Here is an 18,360-nt window from a genome sequence, read left to right on the forward strand (position 1 = left end):
AGGGGGGACCTGCCCGGCGGCGGGGTTAGTCCCCCATGTTTGCCTCAAGCCAACGCTCGAGCCAGTGGATGTTGTACTCACCGCTTTGAATGTCGGGCTCTTGCAGCAGGGCGTCGAACAGGGGCACCGTGGTGTCGATGCCATCGACGATCAGCTCTCCCAAAGCGCGACTCAGACGAGCCAGGGCCTCATCGCGGTCGCGTCCCTGAACGATCAGCTTGCCAATGAGCGAATCGTAATAAGGCGGGATCGAGTAGCCGTTGTAGAGAGCCGAATCCATCCGCACGCCCAAACCACCGGGCGCATGATAGGCCGAGATCTTGCCCGGGCAGGGGGCAAAGTTCGGCAGACGCTCGGCGTTGATGCGGACTTCGATGGCGTGGCCGTTGATCTCCAGATCGTCCTGACCGAATGACATCGGCAGGCCAGCGGCCACGCGGATCTGTTCGCGCACCAGATCGACACCAAAGATGCCTTCGGTCACCGGGTGTTCCACCTGCAAACGGGTGTTCATTTCGATGAAATAGAACTCGCCGTTTTCATAGAGGAACTCGATGGTGCCCGCGCCGATATAGTTGATGCGCGCAACCGCATCCGCGCAGATCTTGCCGATCTTGGCGCGCTCTTCGGGGGTGATGCAGGGGCCGGGGGCCTCTTCGAACACTTTCTGGTGACGGCGCTGCAGCGAGCAGTCACGTTCGCCAAGGTGCACGGCGTTGCCCTTGCCATCGCCAAAGACCTGGATCTCGATATGGCGCGGCGTGGTGAGGTATTTCTCGATATAGACCTCATCGTTGCCAAAGGCGGCTTTGCCCTCGGCCCGCGCGGTCATAAAGGCGCTTTCCATCTCGTCGGCGTTGTGCGCGACTTTCATGCCGCGACCGCCGCCACCGGCGGTGGCCTTGATGATGACAGGATAGCCGAATTCCTCGCCGATGCGCTTGGCGTCTTCGAGCGTGGGCACACCGCCGTCCGATCCGGGCACACAAGGCACGCCCAGTTCTTTCATCGTGTCCTTGGCGGTGATCTTGTCCCCCATGACGCGGATATGTTCAGCAGTCGGACCGATGAAGGTAATGCCGTGGTCCTCGACGATCTGCACGAAGCCCGCGTTTTCCGACAAGAAGCCGTAACCGGGGTGGATCGCCTGCGCGCCGGTGATCTCGCAGGCCGAGATGATGGCGGGGATCGACAGATAGCTTTGCGGGCTCGGCGGCGGGCCGATGCAAACCGATTCGTCGGCCATGCGTACATGCATCGCGTCGCTGTCTGCGGTGGAGTGCACGGCAACCGTGGCAATCCCCATCTCGCGGGCGGCGCGGATGACGCGCAGGGCGATTTCGCCCCGGTTGGCAATCAGGATTTTGTCAAACATGCCAAACCCGCCTTATTCGACGATGACCAGGGGCGTCCCGAACTCGACCGCTGCGCCGTCATCGACAAGGATGCGTTTCACTGTGCCCGACTTGGGCGCGTGGATGTGGTTCATGGTTTTCATGGCTTCCACGATCAGCAGCGTGTCGCCTTCGCTGACCTGGGCACCCACGCTGATGAACGACGGCGCGCCGGGTTCTGCCTGCATGTAGACAGTGCCCACCATGGGCGAGGTCACGGCGCCGGGGTGGCTGGCCGGATCTTCGCCAGCTGCAGCAGGTGCTTCGACAGCAGGAGCAGCGGCAGGGGCGGCAACGGGGGCCGCTGCGGCGGGCACAGCCACTTGCGTGGGGGCTGCGGCCACGATCGGGGCAGGCGTTGCTCGGCTGACACGGACATTCAGGCTGTCATCGTCGCCGAATTCGCGCATGACCTCCAGCTCGGTCAGATCGTTCTCGCGCAGCAGCTCGGCCAGCGCCTTGATGAATGCCACATCCGCTTCGTGTTTGGTTTCGCTCATGAGTGTCCTCGACGGTTCCCTTGTCGCCCGTCTGATGCGCGGGCTGCGTAAATTACCCGGCGTTATAGGCCATGCGATCAGCCATGAAAAGCGCCGTTACAAAGGGGGTAGATGGGGGGTGGGGACAAAAAATGCGAGAGGTCCGCCCCTAAAGAGGCATGCCTGAGAGTTTCGCCACCAGTTCGGGTAGCTTGCGCGCTCCGAATTTCTCCAACAGCCGCGCGCGGTGCGCCTCGATCGTGCGATAAGACAGGCCCAGTTCCAGACCAACTTCTTTGGCGGACAAACCCCGACACGTCATGATGGCCACATCGCGTTCGCGCGGGGTCAGCTCGATCACGGGGCGGTCCTCGGAGATGTCGGAAAAGCTCCAGATCCCGTGGCGGAAGGGGTCATCGGGCGTCAGAGACTTGCCGCGGGCCCGGCACCAGAACAGATCGCCATTGCGGCGGCGCATAATGCGTTCGTCACTGTAATACCCGGTTTCCTGCATGGCCTGCAGGCCACGCGCGCCGATGCGCTCAAAGTCTTCGTGGCTGGGATAAAGGTGTAAGAGAGGCATATCGCGATAGTCCTCCTCCTTCCCGCCGAACATCATCGAAAACTGCAGATTGCAGCGCCGGATGATCCGGTTCTCAAGTTCGACAAGGCCGATGGGTGCATATTCGAAGGCTGGATCGCTCATGGGTCTAAAGTGCCGGGTATTTCTACGGAATTGAAGGGAAAGCTATCTCTTTCCTAAAGTCATCATAACAGATTGCGGAGAGAGACGTGGTAAACATTGTTGGATGGGGCCATACGAAGTTTGGCAAACTGACCGATATGTCGGTCGAAGACATGATTGTGGCCGCCGGGCGTGAGGCGTTGCAGGACGCGGGCCTAGGGGCGGATGTGATCGACGGGGTTTGGGTCGGGCATTTCAATGCCGGGCTTGTGGGCGATGGGTTTCCTTCGTCTCTGGCCATGTCGATTGATCCGGCGTTGCGCTTCAAGCCCGCGACACGACTGGAAAACGCCTGTGCTTCGGGCTCGGCCGCAGTTTTTGCGGCGCGGCAGGCGATCCTGTCCGGGGAATGCAGGGCAGCGCTGGTGATCGGGGTCGAAAAGATGACCCATTTGCCGACCCCCGAGGTGGCAGCGGCGCTTGGCCACGCGGCCTATCAGAAGGAAGAGGCGGGGCTGTCCTTTCCGGGCGTCTTTGCCATGTTCGCGCAGGCTTATTTCGACAAATACGGGGACCATACGCATGCGCTGGCCAAGATCGCGGCCAAGAACCACGGAAATTCGGTGAACAACCCGCTGGCGCAGTTACAAAAGCCGATGGACGAGGCGTTCTGTGCCGAAGTGTCGGACCGCAACCCGATCATCGCGGCACCTTTGAAAAAGACCGATTGCTCGTTGGTCTCAGACGGGGCGGCGGCGTTGGTGCTGGTGTCGGATGATCTGCTGGGCGACGTGTCCAAGGCGGTGAAAATGCGTGCGGTGGCCCAGGTCAACGACATCATGCCGATGTCACAGCGCGACGTGCTTGCGTTCGAAGGGCCACGACGGGCGATCCATCAGGCCTATGACCGCGCAGGCATCACCGTGAATGACCTGGACGTGGCTGAGGTGCATGATTGCTTCACCATTGCTGAGTTGCTGATTTACGAGGCGATGGGGCTGGCGAGGCATGGCCACGCGGCGGATGTACTTGAGGGCGACATGGTCCATGCAGGCGGCAAGCTGCCGGTGAACCTGTCAGGCGGGCTCAAGGCCAAGGGGCATCCGGTGGGGGCCACGGGGGTGTCAATGCATACGTTGATCGCGCGGCAGGTGCTGGGGCAGGCGGATGCAATGCAGCATCCGGGCGCCGAGTTGGGGCTGGTGTTCAACATGGGTGGGTCGGGCGTGGCGAACTACGCGTCCGTGCTCGAAGGCATCAAGGCATGAACATCGGTGCGTGGCTGTACCGGCAGGCGCAGGTGGGCTCTGATCGGCCTGCGTTGTTTCTGGGGACAGAGCAGGTGGCCACCTATGGCGAGTTTCATCACCGGGCCGCGTGCCTTGCCGGGTGGTTACTGGCGCAAGGCGTCGAGCCGGGGGATCGCGTGGCGCTGTTCATGAAGAACGGCCCGGACTACCTTATCACGCTTTATGCCATTTGGTACGCGGGGGCTGCCGCTGTGCCGATCAACGCCAAACTGCACGGGCGCGAGGCGGCGTATATTGTCGACAACTCAGAGGCGCGGTTTGCCTTTACGTCTGCGGGGCTGACAGAAAGCCTGGAAGCGGCAGGGACAAAGGCGCGGCTGATCGACATCAGCGCTGCGACCTATGCAGACGCGCTGGCATATGAACCGGTGCCAGAGTCCGCGATTTGCGCTCCGGAAGATCTGGCTTGGCTGTTCTATACATCGGGCACGACGGGCAAGCCCAAAGGCGTGATGATCACGCACCGCATGCTGATCGCCGTGTCGCTGGCCTATTTCACCGATGTCGACGCAGCGTCGGGCGAGGACAGCATTCTCTACGCCGCCCCCATGAGCCACGGTGCCGGGCTTTATGCCATGCTGCATGTTCTGGTGGGCGCGCGCCATGTCTGCCCGGCGTCGGGCGGGTTTGACGAGGCAGAAATCTTCGACCTGGCGCGCCAGGTCGACCGAGTGCAGATGTTCGCCGCGCCCACGATGGTCAAACGATTGACGGATGTGGCGCGGGCCGTGAACGAGAGCGGAGAGGGGCTGCGTACCGTAGTTTATGCCGGCGGGCCAATGTATGTGGCCGATATCACGGCCGCGGTCGCGCATTTCGGGCCCATCTTTGTTCAAATCTATGGCCAGGGCGAATGCCCGATGGGGATCACCGCCCTGTCGCGGCATGATGTGGCGGATCGGGATCATCCTCGCTGGCGCGAACGGTTGGCAAGCGTGGGCCGCGCACAAGCCCCGGTCGAGGTGCGCGTTGGCGATGCACAAGGCAAGCCAGTGCCGCGGGGCGAGGTGGGCGAGATCATGGTGCGCGGCGATGTGGTCATGCCCGGCTATTGGCGCAACGAGGCGGCAAATGCCAAGACGTTGTTGGATGGCTGGCTGATGACCGGGGACATGGGGTTCATGGATGAAGACGGCTATGTCACCCTGCAGGATCGCTCCAAGGATCTGATCATCACGGGTGGGTCGAATGTCTACCCACGCGAAGTCGAGGAGGTGTTGCTGGCCCATCCGCTGGTGGAGGAGGTCTCGGTCGTGGGGCGTCCGCATGCAGAGTGGGGCGAAGAGGTTGTGGCCTTTGTTGTGGGGACGGCAGATCCTGAGGAATTGGACCGGCTGTGCATCGACAGCATCGCCCGGTTCAAACGCCCCAAGGATTACCTGCGCTTAAGTGAGCTGCCCAAGAATAACTATGGTAAAGTGCTGAAAACCGAGCTGCGCAAGCGGTTCGAAGGCTGAGCGTTCCGAGGGAGGGGACCGCTCCCGCCCCCGCGGCATGCCCTGACGGGCCCTTGCGGCGTTGGGCCGCGCGCCTCGCCTGACGGCTCGGCGCGTCACCGCAGAATGAGGCTGTATCTGCCAGCAGCAGTGGATCACGCCGTTGCAAACCAATCCGGTAGTGTTGTTTTCACTTCGCCCTTGATGCTGCGCGCGCGGATCAGCCCTTTTTCGGTGTCACGGAGAGGATTTTGGCTGAGCAGGTCATAGGCCGCCGCTTCCGCCTGGCTCCAGTCCTGGTGGGGCAGGCTCTCCATCATGGCAAAGAACTTGCGGTTCTCGGCACCGGGATCCTTCCAGGCGGCTCCGGGAAGGCCACGTTCGCCGGAGTTGGCGATTTTCTGGCGAACGTGATTAGCTGCGGATAGCGCAGATGTGTTGGCAAACTTCAGATGCGCCAGATAGACGCCGCGGGGCATGACAAAGGGGTAATTCGCAGTGAAACGCGGGCGCACCTCGATCCCGTGACGCATCAAGCCGACCCGTTTTCTCACGGCCCAGGCCTTGCTGTAGTGGCCGGAAAAGACGGCGCTGCGGCGCGAGGCCAAAGCGGGGGCGTCCTGGGACAGCACGGGATCGTCGAGCTCTTCGCAGATGTTCAGACCAAGCGAAAACAGCGCGTTTGCGTCTTGGCGGGCAAAGAGATCTTCGAAGCTGCTGTACAGATCCGGCGAAAGGCAGATCAATTCGTCCGCATCAGTTCGGATCACCCAATCATAGACCTCGGCCAGACCCTGCTGGATGCTGTTGAGCATTCGGTTTCTGCTTTTGTCGAAGTGGGCAAATCCGTCGCGGGGGATTGTGATGACGCTGGCCTTGGGGCACAGACGGCCGATCTCGGGATCCGGGCCGTGCGAGACCACATAGAGGTTCTGGGGGCCGAGATGTTTCCCGTAGTGTGCATACCACTGCGCCAGGGCCCAGTAGTCGCGGTAAACCATTGTGATCGCGCAAATCTTCATGGCGGCATTTAACGCGCCCTGTTGGTGTTTTGGAACTGTTTGTTCGACCGCGAGCGGCAAAAAAAGAGGTCGACCCAAGCAGGGCCGACCCAGACAGGTGTCCACACGAAGTGATCCGTGCGACGGGGAGTGTTCCTTAGATCGCCAAATATTCGGCGCGCAGCTCTTCGTTTTCCAGAACCTCGGCGGCCAATCCGTCAAAGACGATGCCGCCTGTATCCAGGATCACGGCGCGGTCGGCCAGTTCCAGCGCGCGCACTGCGTTCTGCTCGACGATGATAGTGGTCATGCCCTGTTCCTTGATGTGGATGAGGGTCTTTTCGATCTCGTCCACAATCACGGGTGCCAGGCCTTCGTAAGGTTCATCCAGCAGCAGCACCTTGATGTCCCGCGCCAAGGCGCGCGCGATGGCCAACATCTGCTGTTCACCGCCCGACAGCGTCACGCCCTCTTGTTTGCGGCGTTCGCCCAAGCGAGGGAAGAGGTCATACAGACGATCCAGTGACCAGCCGATGGGCGGGGCAATCTGGGCCAGTTGCAGGTTTTCCTCGACCGTCAAGCCGGGGATGATGCGGCGGTCTTCGGGCACCAGGCCCAAACCGACAGACGCCGCCTCGTAGCTGGCCATGTTGTGCAAGGGTTGGTGGTCCAACCAAATTTCGCCCTGGCGCACCTCGGGGTCGCCAAGTCGTGCAATCGAGCGCAGGGTTGAGGTTTTGCCAGCCCCGTTGCGCCCCAGCAGGGCCAGGATCTCACCCTCGTGGACATTAAAGGAAATGCCCTGCACGATATAACTTTCGCCATAGTACGAATGCATGTCCCAGACCGAGAGAAACGCCGGAGCGGTCGTGGCCTGATTGGCGTTTTTGGAAAAGTCCGGTTTGACGTTCATTGATCTTCTCCTTTACGCCGATTCACCCAGATACGCTTCGCGCACCTTGGGATGGCCCTTGATGTTTTCCGGCGTGTCTTCGACCAGCGGCGTGCCCTGCGCCAGAACGGTGATGCGCTCGGCCAGAGAGAACACCACATGCATGTCATGCTCGATGATGGCGATGGTGATGTCGCGCTCGTCCTTGATCTGCTTGAGCAGGTCGATGGTGTTGTTGGTGTCCGCGCGTGCCATGCCAGCGGTGGGTTCATCCAGCAGCAGCAGGCGGGGTTCCTGAGACAGGCACATGCCGATCTCAAGCCGCCGTTTGTCCCCGCGCGACAGCGAGGCGGATTGCATGTGCCGCTTGTCGGCCATGTTCATGTCCTCAAGCACGCTTTCGGCCCGTTCGATGATGTCCTTCTGGCTGCCGACCGAGGGCATGGCGTTCAGTTCGAACGCCCCGTCCCGTTTGGCAAAGCAGGGGATCATCATGTTTTCCATCACCGTCAGATCGCCAAAGATCTCAGGCGTCTGGAACACGCGGGAAATGCCCATCTGGTTGATCTCATACGGCGCACGGCCCAGCACGGACTGCCCGTCGAACATGACCGAGCCGGTGTCGGGGATCAGCTTGCCCACCAAGCAGTTGAGCAGGGTGGATTTGCCCGCCCCGTTGGGGCCGATGATCGCGTGGACGGTGTTTTCGGCCACGCTCAGGTTCACGTCTCCCAGGGCCTGCAGGCCACCGAACCGTTTGTTGACGCCTTTGACTTCAAGAATGCCCATGATGCGTCTCCTTATTCCGCAGGTTCGGTTTTGCCGGTGGTTTCGTCATCGCTGCCCTTGCTGCGCTTACGGCGCACCCAGGCTGCGAGACGTTGGCCACCTTCGACCAGACCACCCGGCAGGAAGATCACAACCATCATGAACATCAGGCCCAGTGTCAGGTGCCAGCCTTTGCCCACAAAGGGGTGGATGATGGTGACCACGAAATCTTCAAGCCCATCAGGCAGGAAGGCGAACCAACCGTGCAGGACGTTGTCGTTGATCTTCGAGAAGATGTTCTCGAAATACTTGATGAAACCTGCGCCCAGAACCGGGCCGATCAACGTGCCGGCACCGCCGAGGATGGTCATCAAGACAACCTCGCCCGACGCGGTCCACTGCATGCGCTCGGCCCCTGCCAGCGGGTCCATCGCGGCCATCAGGCCACCGGCCAGACCGGCGTACATGCCCGAAATCACAAAGGCCGCCAGAGTGTAGGGGCGGGTGTTGAGCCCGGTGTAGTTCATCCGCTGCTGGTTCGACTTCACCGCCCGCAGCATCATGCCGAACGGCGAGCGGAAGATGCGGATCGCGATGTAGAATGCAACCATCATGATGATAGCACAGACATAATAGCCCGCGTTGAAGTCGAACGCCCAGGGGCCGATATCCAGCGTATAGGTCGACCTCATCGACAGGCCAAACAGATGCGGCAGGTCAGGTGCGTTTGCACCCTGAAGGATCTGCGGGTCATCGTTGTAAACCTGCAGGCCGGTTTCACCGTTGGTCAGGTTGAACTTGGGGTTCGACAGCACCGAATAGGCCAGCGCAAAGGACATCTGGGCAAAGGCCAGTGTCAGGATCGAAAAGTAGATACCCGAGCGGCGCAGGCTGACGTATCCGATCAGCAGCGAGAAGAGACCCGCGATGATCACCGCCAGAACGATGGCCGGGATGATGTTGTAGCTGAGGAGCTTGAACATCCACACGGCTGAGTAAGACCCGACACCCAGGAAGGCGGCGTGTCCAAAGGACAGATAGCCGGTCAGACCAAACAGGATGTTGAACCCCACGGCGAAGATCCCGAAGATCACGAACCGCTGCATCAGGTCAGGATAGCCCGCGTTGAACTGCGCCATGGCGCTGTTGGTCGGGAAGGGGTTGAGGATGAAGGGCGCCAGCAAGGTCAGGATTGCTACGACGATCAGAAGGGATGTGTCTTTTTTATCTAAACCAAACATGGCCTTACTCCTCCATCACGCCTTTGCGACCCATCAACCCGCGTGGACGGGTGAGTAGGACTACGATGGCGACAAGATAGATAATGATCTGGTTGATGCCGGGGATGGTGGTGGTGGCCCAGGTGGTCGAGGCAAAGCTTTCCAGAATGCCCAGCAGGAAGCCTGCCAGCACGGCCCCGGGCAACGAGCCCATGCCACCGACGACGACCACAACGAAGCTGAGAACCAGGAAGTCCATGCCCATGTGATAATTCGGTGGATTGATCGGCCCGTACATTACACCCGCAAGTCCCGCGACGGCGGCGGCGATGCCGAACATGATGGTAAAGCGGCGGTCGATGTTGATGCCCAACAGTCCAACGGTTTCACGGTCGGCCATGCCTGCCCGAACAACCATCCCAAAGGTGGTAAACTGGAGGAAGGCAAAGATGCCGCCGATGATCAGGGTGGCAAAGCAGAAGTAGACGATGCGCCAAACCGGATAGACGATGTCCATCCCGATGATCGCGCCTAGGTTGGCAACGCCGTTCAGTGCGTCAGGTGGCGGTGTCTGGATCGGGTTGGCGCCGAAGAAATACTTGACGATTTCCTGCATGACGATGGCCAGACCAAAGGTCACGAGGATCTGGTCGGCGTGGGGACGCTTGTAGAAATGCTTGATCAGCCCACGTTCCATTACATAGCCGACGAGCAGCATGATCGGGATGGCAATGACCAACGCCAGCGGAACGGCCCAGTCGATGATCCAAGCCCCGGCCTCGGGCCCGAACCAGGCCTCGACATAAGGCGTTTTGACCTTCAGCGGATTGCCCAGAAAGTCCTTTTGTGTCTCATCGATGGTCTCGAACGACAGGTTCAGCACGCGTTGCAGGGTGACGGCACAGAAAGCGCCGATCATGAACAGCGCCCCGTGGGCAAAGTTCACCACGCCAAGCGTGCCGAAGATGAGTGTCAGCCCGAGCGCAATCAGCGCATAGGCCGAGCCCTTGTCGAGCCCGTTTAGAATTTGAAGCAGGATGGCGTCCATTGTCCCCACCTTTGGGTTGGCCGGTTATGGCTTAGTTATTTTCCCCCGGACCGGGGCTCTCCCCTTCCTCGGTCCGGGGGTGGCGGAACCCTGCTCAGGGGGCAGGGTTCTACCGTCAGGCGCACATGCGAACCTTATGCGCCCGGATTACACTTGCCCAAGTCGCCACCGGCGAACATCGGGTGATCAGGCGCATAGGTGACCTGCTCGACCGGCGTCACTTCGACGATTTCCAGCGTGTCATAGGCGTTGGTCGGGTTCAGGGCCCCGCGCACAACCAGCACATCCTTGAAGCACTGGTGGTCGTCGGCACGATACAGCGTCTTGCCGTTGCCCAGACCATCGAACTCAAAGCCTTCCAGAGCTTCAGCAACACCACAGGGGTTGAAGGTGCCCGCACGCTCACACGCGTCAGCATAGAGCAGAACCTGTGCATAGCAGGTCTGAGCCGAGTTTGACGGCGGCTTGCCGTACTTCTCGCCGAACGACTTGACGAATGCCTTGGTGCCTTCGTCCTGCAGCTGCCAGTTCCAGTTCATCGATCCCAGAACGCCTTTGATGTTTTCACCCGCACCGGCGGCCATCAGTTCCGAATACAGCGGAACAACGATCTTGAAGTCCTTGTTGTTCACGACCTTGTCGAGCAGGCCGAACTGGATCGCGTTGGTCAGCGAGTTGACCATGTTGCCGCCGTAGTGGTTCAGAACCAGCACGTCCGCGCCCGAGTTCAGAACCGGCGCGATGTAGGACGAGAAGTCGGTCGATGCGAGCGGGGTTTTCACCGTGTTCACGGTTTCCCAGCCCATGGCTTCGGTCGAGGCCACAATCGACTCTTCCTGGGTCCAGCCCCAGTTGTAGTCAGCCGTCAGGTGATAGGCGCGACGTTCCTTGCCCATCTCGGCCGCCAGCACCGGCGCCAGCGCGGCACCCGACATATAGGCGTTAAAGAAGTGACGGAAGCCGTTTGCCTTCTTGTCCTTGCCGGTGGTGTCGTTGGCGTGTGTGAGACCCGCCATGAAGATAACGCCTGCTTCTTGGCACAGGCCCTGAACCGCAACAGCCACGCCCGAGGACGAGCCGCCATTAATCATGATCGCGCCGTCTTTTTCGATCATCGACTTGGCCGATGCGCGAGCTGCGTCCGATTTGGTCTGAGTGTCGCCGGTGACGAACTCGACCTTCTTGCCCAGGATGCCGTTGCCCTTGAGCGCCTTCGAGGTGAAGGTGTTCAGGCAGCCGCCGTCGCCTTCGCCGTTCAGATGCTCGACCGCGAGCTGCTGTGCCAGCAGTTCATCGTTTCCTTCATCCGCATAGGGACCGGTTTGCGGCACGTTGAAGCCCAGAGTGACAGAACCGCCTGTGGGTTCGTTTGTGTAAGCAGCCGCAGACGAGGCGGTAAAGATCGTCGGTAGTGCAACACCAGCGCCCGCAACGGCACCGGATTTCAGCACGCCACGACGTGTGACATCAGATTTGGTCATTCATTCCTCCCATTTCGTGATTTGCACCGGGCGGCTCCTCTTCCGCATGGCGCAGGCACTATTCGTGCAAATCAAGTATGGGGTGGGGTTGGAAAATTGCGCAATAAACCCTTTATTTTGCGCAATAATTCTGTAAATTCATACACAGGAATATGGCGTGCTTTGTAAAAAAGATTACGACGCGCCGCAGAAAGCCATTGATAAGGCAACATAATATCTTGGGGGCGCTCATGGCACGTGACACGCTGACCGGCAGCCGAATACGAGAGCGCAGGATGATCGCGGGTTTGCGTCAGGCAGATCTTGCACGACAGGTGGGTATTTCCGCCTCATATCTCAACCTCATTGAACACAACAGGCGCAGAATCGGCGGCAAATTGCTGGTGAATATCGCCACAGAGCTGGGTGTCGAACCCTCGATGCTGACCGAAGGGGCCGAGGCGGCGTTGATTGCCACACTGAAAGAGGCGGCAGCAGATGCCGGTGCCGTCGCCGCCGAGGTGGACCGGGCCGAAGAGTTCGCAGGCCGTTTCCCCGGTTGGGCAGAGGTTCTGGCACAAGAGCATCGCCGCGCCGGGGGGCTGGAGCGGACGGTAGAAACGCTGTCGGACCGGCTGACCCATGACCCACATCTGGCAGCCTCGTTGCACGAAGTCCTGTCAACCGCTGCCGCCATCCGCTCGACCGCGTCGATTCTGGCCGAAACCGGAGAGCTGGAGCCGGAATGGCGCGATCGCTTCCATCGCAACATCAATCAGGATGCCGAGCGTCTGGCCGAAAGCTCCAAGGCGCTGGTGACCTATCTTGATGAAAGCGACAGCAGCGAAGAGCGGCGTGGTGTTCCGCTGGAAGAGGCCGAGGCCTTTATTGCCGCACAAGGCCATCACTTCCCCGCGCTCGAGGCCGGAGGCGCCGTTGGGGATCAGAAGCTGAGCGGGTTGTCGTCCTCGGCCGCACAAACCATCGCACGCGAGATGCTGAGCATCTATCTGGCCGATGCACGCGCCATGCCCTTGGCCGATTTCATGGCGGCAGTGGAACGGCACGGGATCGACCCGCTGACCCTGTCGCGCGAATTTCACGTGGACATGCCCGCCGTGTTCCGCCGTCTTGCCAGCCTGCCGCAAGGCGCGTTGCCTCAGGACGTGGGGCTGGTGGTCTGTGACGCGTCTGGCAGTATTCTGTTTCGCAAATCGATCCCCGGATTTGCCTTGCCGCGCTATGGCGAAAGCTGCCCGTTGTGGCCACTCTTTACGGCGCTCAATCGACCATTGGTGCCGATCCGCAGGCGGGTGTCGCAATTGGGGCGCACGGCAGGCGAGTTCGACTGCCTTGCCGTTTCCTGGCCACAAGAGATGCCGGGCTTTGACCGCGATCCGGTGTACCGTTCGATCATGTTGATCCTGCCGGTGCCGGCGGCTCAAACCGGGGGGGAAGATGCGCAACCTGTTGGCAGCAGCTGCCGCGTGTGTCCCCGTGACGCCTGTGGCGCACGCCGCGAACCCTCTATTCTGTCACAAGGGTTTTGACAGTTCCGTGACGGCGGCGCTAAGTTGAACAAAGCCGCAGCGACGGGGGCAATCCCCCGAGCCTTTTTTGGGGAGGAAGGGCAAGCATGAGCCGACGCGTAATGTTGGTCGAGGATGAACCGAACATCACCGAAGCAATCCGTTTTCTGTTGATCCGCGACGGGTGGGAGGTCGAAACCCACGCCGACGGCACAGACGCGGTCGAGGTGATCAGTTCCGCCAAGCCGGATCTGGTTATTCTGGATGTGATGTTACCGGGCAAAAGCGGGATGGAGATCCTGACGGAACTGCGCGCGCGCGACGATTTGCAGGGGTTGCCGGTGCTGATGCTGACGGCGCGTGGTCAATCCCGCGACCGGGATTTGGCCGAAAAGGCGGGCGTCAGCCGTTTCATGACCAAGCCGTTTTCCAACTCCGAAGTGCTGACGGCGGTGCGGGATCTGCACGCTCAGGCCACGCAGACATGAGTGATGCGCCGGAGAACGACCCCGGCGACCCCGGTCAGGTCTCTCATCCACCGGTGTTTCTGGAACGCCAAGGCTATCGCAGACGCCGACTGATGGATGCGGCCCGACTGCTGCCGCTGATCGGCGCGGGTCTGTTTGCCGTACCGCTTTTGTGGCCGGGCACAGCCGAGACCGAGGCACCCTATAGCCTGTCATCCGCCATCATCTATATCTTTGGTGTCTGGGCCGGGCTGATCGTTCTGGCCGCCTTGTTCGGATACGGCGCGCGCCGTTTGGGCCGCAGCTCGGATGTGCCGGGACCGGAGCCGGACTGATGGCCTCGCTCAATGTACTTGTGTTGGTGTGCCTGGGCTATGTGGCCCTGCTGTTTCTGGTGGCCTTTGCCGCTGACAGACTGGCGGCCACGGGGCGCAGCACCTGGTTGCGTTCCCCGTTGATCTATACTCTGTCGCTGTCGATCTATTGCACGGCTTGGACGTTCTATGGCGCTGTCGGATACGCCGCACGGTCGGGGCTGGAGTTTGTGACCATCTATGTCGGCCCGACCCTGGTTATGATCGGTTGGTGGTGGGGCCTGCGCAAGTTGGTGCGCGTCGGGCGCAGCCAGCGTGTTACCTCGATCGCGGACCTGATTTCGTCGCGCTACGGCAAGTCGAACACACTGGCGATCTGTGTGACCATTCTCGCCGTCATCAGCGTGACGCCCTACATTGCGCTGCAATTGCAGTCGATCACGCTGTCATTTTCGATTTTTGCCGAAGCTGACCCCAACAATTCCTACAACGAAATTGCCAGCGTGTTCTGGGTCGCGGCGGGGCTTGCGGTCTTTGCCATTCTGTTCGGCACCCGAAACCTGGATGCCAACGAACGCCACCATGGCGTTGTCACGGCGGTGGCGATCGAGGCGGTGGTCAAGCTGATTGCCCTGTTGGCCGTGGGGATCTTTGTTGTCTGGGGGGTTGCTGGTGGCGTTGGCGATACGATGGCCCGCATTGACGCATCCGAGATCGGGCAATGGAACATCGACCGTGGCCGATGGGCGACGATCACCTTTCTGGCCGCAGCAGCCTTTGTCTGCCTGCCGCGCATGTTTCAGGTGATGGTGGTCGAAAACGATGACGAGCGGCACCTGCGCACCGCCGCCTGGGCCTTTCCCCTTTATCTGCTTCTTATGAGTCTCTTTGTGATTCCCATCGCTGTCGTGGGGCTTGATCTGATGCCCGAAGGGGCGAACCCGGACCTGTTTGTTTTGACTGTGCCGCTGTCTCAGGGACAGCAGGGTTTGGCGATGCTGTCGTTTCTGGGTGGATTTTCCTCGGCCACGTCGATGGTGATTGTGGCGGCCATGGCCCTGTCGACCATGGTGTCGAACCACATCGTAATGCCGATCTGGCTCAGCTCGCGGGGCTCGGGGGCGTCGGTGTCGGGTGATGTGCGGTCCATCGTTTTGCTGGCGCGCCGGGTGTCCATCGCCGTGATCATGGCGCTTGGCTATTTCTATTACCGCCTGTCGGGTGGTGGTGCGGCTTTGGCGGCCATCGGCCTGATCGCCTTTGCCGGGATCGCTCAGATCCTTCCAGCTCTGGTGGGCGGGTTGTTCTGGCGGGGGGCCACGCGCACCGGTGCCTTGGCCGGGCTGACGGTTGGCTTTGTGCTATGGCTTTATACCCTGCTGTTGCCAGGAATCGGGGGCGAGGTGATGCCTGCGGCGGTGATGGAAAATGGCCTTTTTGGTTTGAGCTGGCTGAAGCCGCAGGCGCTCTTTGGCATCGACGGGTTGGACCCGATGGTGCATTCAGTGATGTGGAGCCTGTCGCTCAACGCTGCTGCTTTTTGTGTCGTGTCACTCTTTGGCTTTCCCAGCCCCATCGAACGGTTGCAGGCGGCGCAATTCGTCAATGTCTTTGAACATTCCGCTGGTCCGCGTGGCTGGGTCGGCTCCGTGGCCCAAAGCGAGGATCTGATGATCATGTCGCAGCGCATCCTGGGCGCGCGCGAGGCGCAGGTGTTCTTTCACGCCGAGGCACAGCGCCAGGGCGGGCGCGGGCATTTGCCCGAACCGACACCGATGTTCTTGCAGCGGCTTGAGCGCGAGTTGGCGGGGTCTGTTGGCGCTGCAACGGCACATGCGATGATCGGGCAGATCGTGGGCGGCTCGTCCGTCTCGGTCGAGGATCTTCTGGCCGTGGCCGATGAATCGGCGCAGTTGCTGGAATATTCCAGCCAGCTTGAGGCGAAGTCGGATGAGCTCAGCCGCACTGCGCATCAGCTGCGCGAAGCCAACGAGAAGCTGACACAGATCTCGCTGCAAAAGGACAATTTCCTGAGCCAAGTGAGCCATGAGTTGCGCACGCCCATGACCTCGATCCGGGCGTTTTCGGAAATTCTGCGCGACACCGAAGGGCTGCAGCCCGAAGAGCAGACGCGCTATGCCACGATCATTCATGACGAGGCGCTGCGGCTGACGCGATTGTTGGATGACCTGCTGGATCTAAGCGTGCTTGAAAACGGGCAGGTGAACCTGAACATGGGCGAGGGAATGCTGGCTGAGGTTCTGGACCGGGCTGTGTCCACGGCCATGACCGGGGCCTCGCGCGACATGCGTATTCTTCGCAATGAAACGAACGAACGCGTTCCGGTGCATTCGGATCTGGACCGGTTGACCCAGGTGTTCATCAACCTGATCGCCAACGCGCGCAAATACTGTGATGCGACCGCTCCGGAACTGTCGATCCGCGTGCACGAGGTTGGCGGCAAGGTGGTTGTCGATATGATCGACAACGGCAGTGGCATCCCACGCGATTCCCGTAAGCTGGTGTTCGAAAAATTTGCTCGCGTCAGCGCCGAACGGGCCGGGGGCGCGGGGCTGGGTCTGGCCATTTGCCGTGAAATCATGCAGCGCCTGGGTGGCGATATCACCTATCTCAATGGGCATCAGGGCGCAGCGTTCCGCGTGAGCTTCCCTTCGGGTTACCAACTTGCTGCGCAATAGGTGCGTGTAAAGAACTTCGTAACCACCTAGCCGTTATTCCTGAACTGGACATTTGGACCGACAAGGCAGGTCAGGGCTCATGCCACCAAACGTGGAGACAGAAACAACAATTCAGCGCAAACTGGCTGTGGCGCGCGACGAGGGGCAGGGCGCACCGCGTTCGATCTTGCGTGCGATGCGGCTGGGGTTGGCTCGGGCGGCGGCGGACACGCTGGATTTGTCGATGACGGTGATTGGGGCCACACAATGTCGGCGCACCCAGGATGGATTGCAGGACACCGTTCCCCAGGATCGCTTGTATGTTCTGATGTCAGGACCAGAGGGGCTGTTGGGGGCCGCTTGTTTCGATCGGGTGTGCGTGACATCGGTCATTCAACAACAGACAATGGGCACCGTCTTTTCCGTTCCAGAGGGCGAGCGTGCCTTTACCGGCACGGATGCGGCAATGATCGCTCCGCTGATCGATGCATTTCTACCCCGTGCGCGGGACCTGAGCGAGGCGGTTCTGGATCGATTGTGTCTGGACGGATATCAATACGCAATTCGGGCCGAAGATCGGCGCAACTTAATCTTGTCGCTGGAATATGAGAGTTTTCGTCTGTTTGATCTGACCGTCGAAATCGGCGGCGGCGTGGCCCAAGGGCAGATCACGTTGATCTTGCCTGATCAACCAGAACCCGCCGACGAGACATTGGATGGGAACTCTGAGATGTCAGGGCTCGAGAAGAGCTTTGGGGTTATGCGGGCCGAACTCACTGCAGTAATCTCACGCGTGCAGCTTCCACTTTCGGCCTTTGCGGGGATGCAGCCCGGGGACTTGCTGCCGTTGATCGGGGACAAGCTGGATAAGACCGAGGTGCTGACGATCGAAGGGAAAAAGATTGCCGTCGGGCGATTGGGACAGTGCCGCGGTATGCGTGCCCTGCGACTGAACGAGCGCTTACCGGAACTTGAGCCACCCAACCCGGATGCCGGGTTCTCCGAGCATGGCACGCCCGAAACGGCGCCTTTGACACTGGTGGATCCGGACATCATCGAACACTCGTCCAGTGTCGAGGTCGCAGCTGATACCCTGGACGGCGGTGACATGGGCAGGGTCGCAGGAACCCGCCCCCTGACCGAAACAGATCAAAACTTTGCCCATCTCAGCCCGGAACAGGCCGTGGCTGAAATTTCGGAACTTGCGGGGCTGCCTGCTGGGTCAGATGAGTTGGATACAGCGGGCTGAGCGGTCAGCCCTTGCGCAGTTGCTCAAGCGTAGGGCGCAAGCCGTCAAGCTGATACCCAGCCGCAGCGGTTTTGGACAAGATTTCGTCCGGTGCCAAATCCTGACATTGGCCCAAGGCCCAAACCACCGAACAGCGCGTGCCAGAAGCGCAGTAGGCGAGAACCTTACCTGATCCACAATCCGCCATCTCGCGTTGGCGGGCCACATTGTTCGGCGTCATGGTCTGATGGGTCAGTTCCAGTACCTCGAACTCCATTCCGGCCGCGCGCACCGCTTGTTCGATGGCATCCGCCTGATGGCTTGGTGGCACCTCGACATTTGGGCGGTTGCAGATGACTTTGGTATAGCCCGCCTCGGCGATGGCAGGGACGTCCTCTACCGAGATTTGCGGCGAGACGGAATAGCGGTCGGTGATCGGTCGAATATCCAT

Annotated in this window: 17 protein-coding genes; 7 read left to right on the forward strand and 10 right to left on the reverse strand. The window is 60.6% G+C overall.

Features of this window, described 5'->3' with window-relative positions; genetic code table 11:
* Window positions 1-25: 25 nt before the first annotated feature.
* The 3 genes from accC to TRL7639_RS06020 form a co-directional block, all read right to left on the reverse strand.
* Window positions 26-1,375: an acetyl-CoA carboxylase biotin carboxylase subunit gene (gene accC, locus TRL7639_RS06010; protein ID WP_085794842.1), complete on the reverse strand. Its 1,350-nt coding sequence runs from the start codon at window positions 1,373-1,375 to the stop codon at window positions 26-28.
* A gap of 12 nt (window positions 1,376-1,387) precedes the next feature.
* Window positions 1,388-1,894 carry an acetyl-CoA carboxylase biotin carboxyl carrier protein gene (gene accB / locus TRL7639_RS06015; protein WP_085794843.1) on the reverse strand — a complete coding sequence of 169 codons (507 nt, stop codon included), beginning with the start codon at window positions 1,892-1,894 and terminating at the stop codon, window positions 1,388-1,390.
* Window positions 1,895-2,042: 148 nt separating this feature from the next.
* Entirely contained in the window at window positions 2,043-2,579 is a 537-nt protein-coding gene (locus TRL7639_RS06020; protein WP_085794844.1) for a LuxR C-terminal-related transcriptional regulator, read from the reverse strand.
* Between the two features lie 86 nt (window positions 2,580-2,665).
* Between TRL7639_RS06020 and TRL7639_RS06025 the strand changes: the two genes are divergently transcribed.
* Window positions 2,666-3,826 (forward strand): acetyl-CoA acetyltransferase, encoded by a 1,161-nt coding sequence (locus TRL7639_RS06025; protein ID WP_085794845.1) that lies wholly within the window; start codon window positions 2,666-2,668, stop codon window positions 3,824-3,826.
* The gene (locus tag TRL7639_RS06030; RefSeq protein WP_085794846.1) at window positions 3,823-5,325 is read left to right on the forward strand and encodes a class I adenylate-forming enzyme family protein; all 1,503 of its coding nucleotides are present in this window, start codon (window positions 3,823-3,825) and stop codon (window positions 5,323-5,325) included. The genes TRL7639_RS06025 and TRL7639_RS06030 overlap by 4 nt, the downstream gene beginning before the upstream one ends.
* 134 nt (window positions 5,326-5,459) lie before the next feature.
* On the opposite strand, the gene TRL7639_RS06035 is transcribed toward TRL7639_RS06030, so the two are convergent.
* The 6 genes from TRL7639_RS06035 to TRL7639_RS06060 form a co-directional block, all read right to left on the reverse strand.
* Window positions 5,460-6,326 carry a glycosyltransferase family protein gene (locus tag TRL7639_RS06035; RefSeq protein WP_085794847.1) on the reverse strand — a complete coding sequence of 289 codons (867 nt, stop codon included), beginning with the start codon at window positions 6,324-6,326 and terminating at the stop codon, window positions 5,460-5,462.
* 136 nt (window positions 6,327-6,462) lie between these two features.
* Entirely contained in the window at window positions 6,463-7,218 is a 756-nt protein-coding gene (locus tag TRL7639_RS06040; RefSeq protein ID WP_085794848.1) for an ABC transporter ATP-binding protein, read from the reverse strand.
* 12 nt (window positions 7,219-7,230) lie between these two features.
* Window positions 7,231-7,986 (reverse strand): ABC transporter ATP-binding protein, encoded by a 756-nt coding sequence (locus TRL7639_RS06045; RefSeq protein ID WP_085794849.1) that lies wholly within the window; start codon window positions 7,984-7,986, stop codon window positions 7,231-7,233.
* 11 nt (window positions 7,987-7,997) lie between these two features.
* Window positions 7,998-9,206, reverse strand: a complete 1,209-nt coding sequence (locus TRL7639_RS06050) for a branched-chain amino acid ABC transporter permease (RefSeq protein WP_085794850.1) — start codon at window positions 9,204-9,206, stop codon at window positions 7,998-8,000.
* A 4-nt stretch (window positions 9,207-9,210) separates the two neighbouring features.
* Complete coding sequence (locus tag TRL7639_RS06055) at window positions 9,211-10,233, reverse strand: branched-chain amino acid ABC transporter permease (protein ID WP_085794851.1); 1,023 nt, start codon at window positions 10,231-10,233, stop codon at window positions 9,211-9,213.
* 134 nt (window positions 10,234-10,367) lie between these two features.
* Window positions 10,368-11,714, reverse strand: a complete 1,347-nt coding sequence (locus tag TRL7639_RS06060) for a substrate-binding protein (RefSeq protein ID WP_085794852.1) — start codon at window positions 11,712-11,714, stop codon at window positions 10,368-10,370.
* 230 nt (window positions 11,715-11,944) lie between these two features.
* On the opposite strand from TRL7639_RS06060, the gene TRL7639_RS06065 reads away from it, so the two are divergent.
* The 5 genes from TRL7639_RS06065 to TRL7639_RS06085 all read left to right on the forward strand — a co-directional run bounded on the left by TRL7639_RS06065 (window position 11,945) and on the right by TRL7639_RS06085 (window position 17,930).
* Entirely contained in the window at window positions 11,945-13,243 is a 1,299-nt protein-coding gene (locus tag TRL7639_RS06065; RefSeq protein ID WP_085794853.1) for a helix-turn-helix transcriptional regulator, read from the forward strand.
* A gap of 86 nt (window positions 13,244-13,329) precedes the next feature.
* Window positions 13,330-13,710, forward strand: coding sequence for a response regulator transcription factor (locus TRL7639_RS06070; protein ID WP_085794854.1), 381 nt, complete (start codon window positions 13,330-13,332; stop codon window positions 13,708-13,710).
* A complete protein-coding gene (locus TRL7639_RS06075) occupies window positions 13,707-14,024 on the forward strand; it encodes a hypothetical protein (RefSeq protein ID WP_085794855.1) in 318 nt (105 codons plus the stop codon). Before TRL7639_RS06070 ends, TRL7639_RS06075 begins: the two co-directional genes overlap by 4 nt.
* Window positions 14,024-16,702: a sensor histidine kinase gene (locus TRL7639_RS06080; RefSeq protein ID WP_085794856.1), complete on the forward strand. Its 2,679-nt coding sequence runs from the start codon at window positions 14,024-14,026 to the stop codon at window positions 16,700-16,702. Before TRL7639_RS06075 ends, TRL7639_RS06080 begins: the two co-directional genes overlap by 1 nt.
* A gap of 91 nt (window positions 16,703-16,793) precedes the next feature.
* On the forward strand, window positions 16,794-17,930 hold the full coding sequence (locus TRL7639_RS06085) for a FliM/FliN family flagellar motor C-terminal domain-containing protein (protein WP_165759763.1): 1,137 nt from the start codon (window positions 16,794-16,796) through the stop codon (window positions 17,928-17,930).
* Between the two features lie 4 nt (window positions 17,931-17,934).
* On the opposite strand, the gene TRL7639_RS06090 is transcribed toward TRL7639_RS06085, so the two are convergent.
* Window positions 17,935-18,360 (reverse strand): protein tyrosine phosphatase family protein, encoded by a 426-nt coding sequence (locus tag TRL7639_RS06090; protein ID WP_085794858.1) that lies wholly within the window; start codon window positions 18,358-18,360, stop codon window positions 17,935-17,937.

The organism is Falsiruegeria litorea R37 (assembly GCF_900172225.1).
Lineage (GTDB): Bacteria > Pseudomonadota > Alphaproteobacteria > Rhodobacterales > Rhodobacteraceae > Falsiruegeria > Falsiruegeria litorea.

What these genes read in the sequence shown, in the direction of transcription:
- TRL7639_RS06050 (WP_085794850.1), bottom strand. Translation starts at nt 9,206, where the DNA reads ATGTTTGGTTTAGATAAAAAAGACACATCCCTTCTGATCGTCGTAGCA.
- accC (WP_085794842.1), bottom strand. Translation starts at nt 1,375, where the DNA reads ATGTTTGACAAAATCCTGATTGCCAACCGGGGCGAAATCGCCCTGCGC.
- TRL7639_RS06055 (WP_085794851.1), bottom strand. Translation starts at nt 10,233, where the DNA reads ATGGACGCCATCCTGCTTCAAATTCTAAACGGGCTCGACAAGGGCTCG.
- TRL7639_RS06020 (WP_085794844.1), bottom strand. Translation starts at nt 2,579, where the DNA reads ATGAGCGATCCAGCCTTCGAATATGCACCCATCGGCCTTGTCGAACTT.
- TRL7639_RS06070 (WP_085794854.1), top strand. Translation starts at nt 13,330, where the DNA reads ATGAGCCGACGCGTAATGTTGGTCGAGGATGAACCGAACATCACCGAA.
- TRL7639_RS06090 (WP_085794858.1), bottom strand. Translation starts at nt 18,360, where the DNA reads ATGGATATTCGACCGATCACCGACCGCTATTCCGTCTCGCCGCAAATC.
- TRL7639_RS06065 (WP_085794853.1), top strand. Translation starts at nt 11,945, where the DNA reads ATGGCACGTGACACGCTGACCGGCAGCCGAATACGAGAGCGCAGGATG.
- TRL7639_RS06080 (WP_085794856.1), top strand. Translation starts at nt 14,024, where the DNA reads ATGGCCTCGCTCAATGTACTTGTGTTGGTGTGCCTGGGCTATGTGGCC.
- TRL7639_RS06030 (WP_085794846.1), top strand. Translation starts at nt 3,823, where the DNA reads ATGAACATCGGTGCGTGGCTGTACCGGCAGGCGCAGGTGGGCTCTGAT.
- TRL7639_RS06060 (WP_085794852.1), bottom strand. Translation starts at nt 11,714, where the DNA reads ATGACCAAATCTGATGTCACACGTCGTGGCGTGCTGAAATCCGGTGCC.
- TRL7639_RS06040 (WP_085794848.1), bottom strand. Translation starts at nt 7,218, where the DNA reads ATGAACGTCAAACCGGACTTTTCCAAAAACGCCAATCAGGCCACGACC.
- accB (WP_085794843.1), bottom strand. Translation starts at nt 1,894, where the DNA reads ATGAGCGAAACCAAACACGAAGCGGATGTGGCATTCATCAAGGCGCTG.
- TRL7639_RS06045 (WP_085794849.1), bottom strand. Translation starts at nt 7,986, where the DNA reads ATGGGCATTCTTGAAGTCAAAGGCGTCAACAAACGGTTCGGTGGCCTG.
- TRL7639_RS06035 (WP_085794847.1), bottom strand. Translation starts at nt 6,326, where the DNA reads ATGAAGATTTGCGCGATCACAATGGTTTACCGCGACTACTGGGCCCTG.
- TRL7639_RS06075 (WP_085794855.1), top strand. Translation starts at nt 13,707, where the DNA reads ATGAGTGATGCGCCGGAGAACGACCCCGGCGACCCCGGTCAGGTCTCT.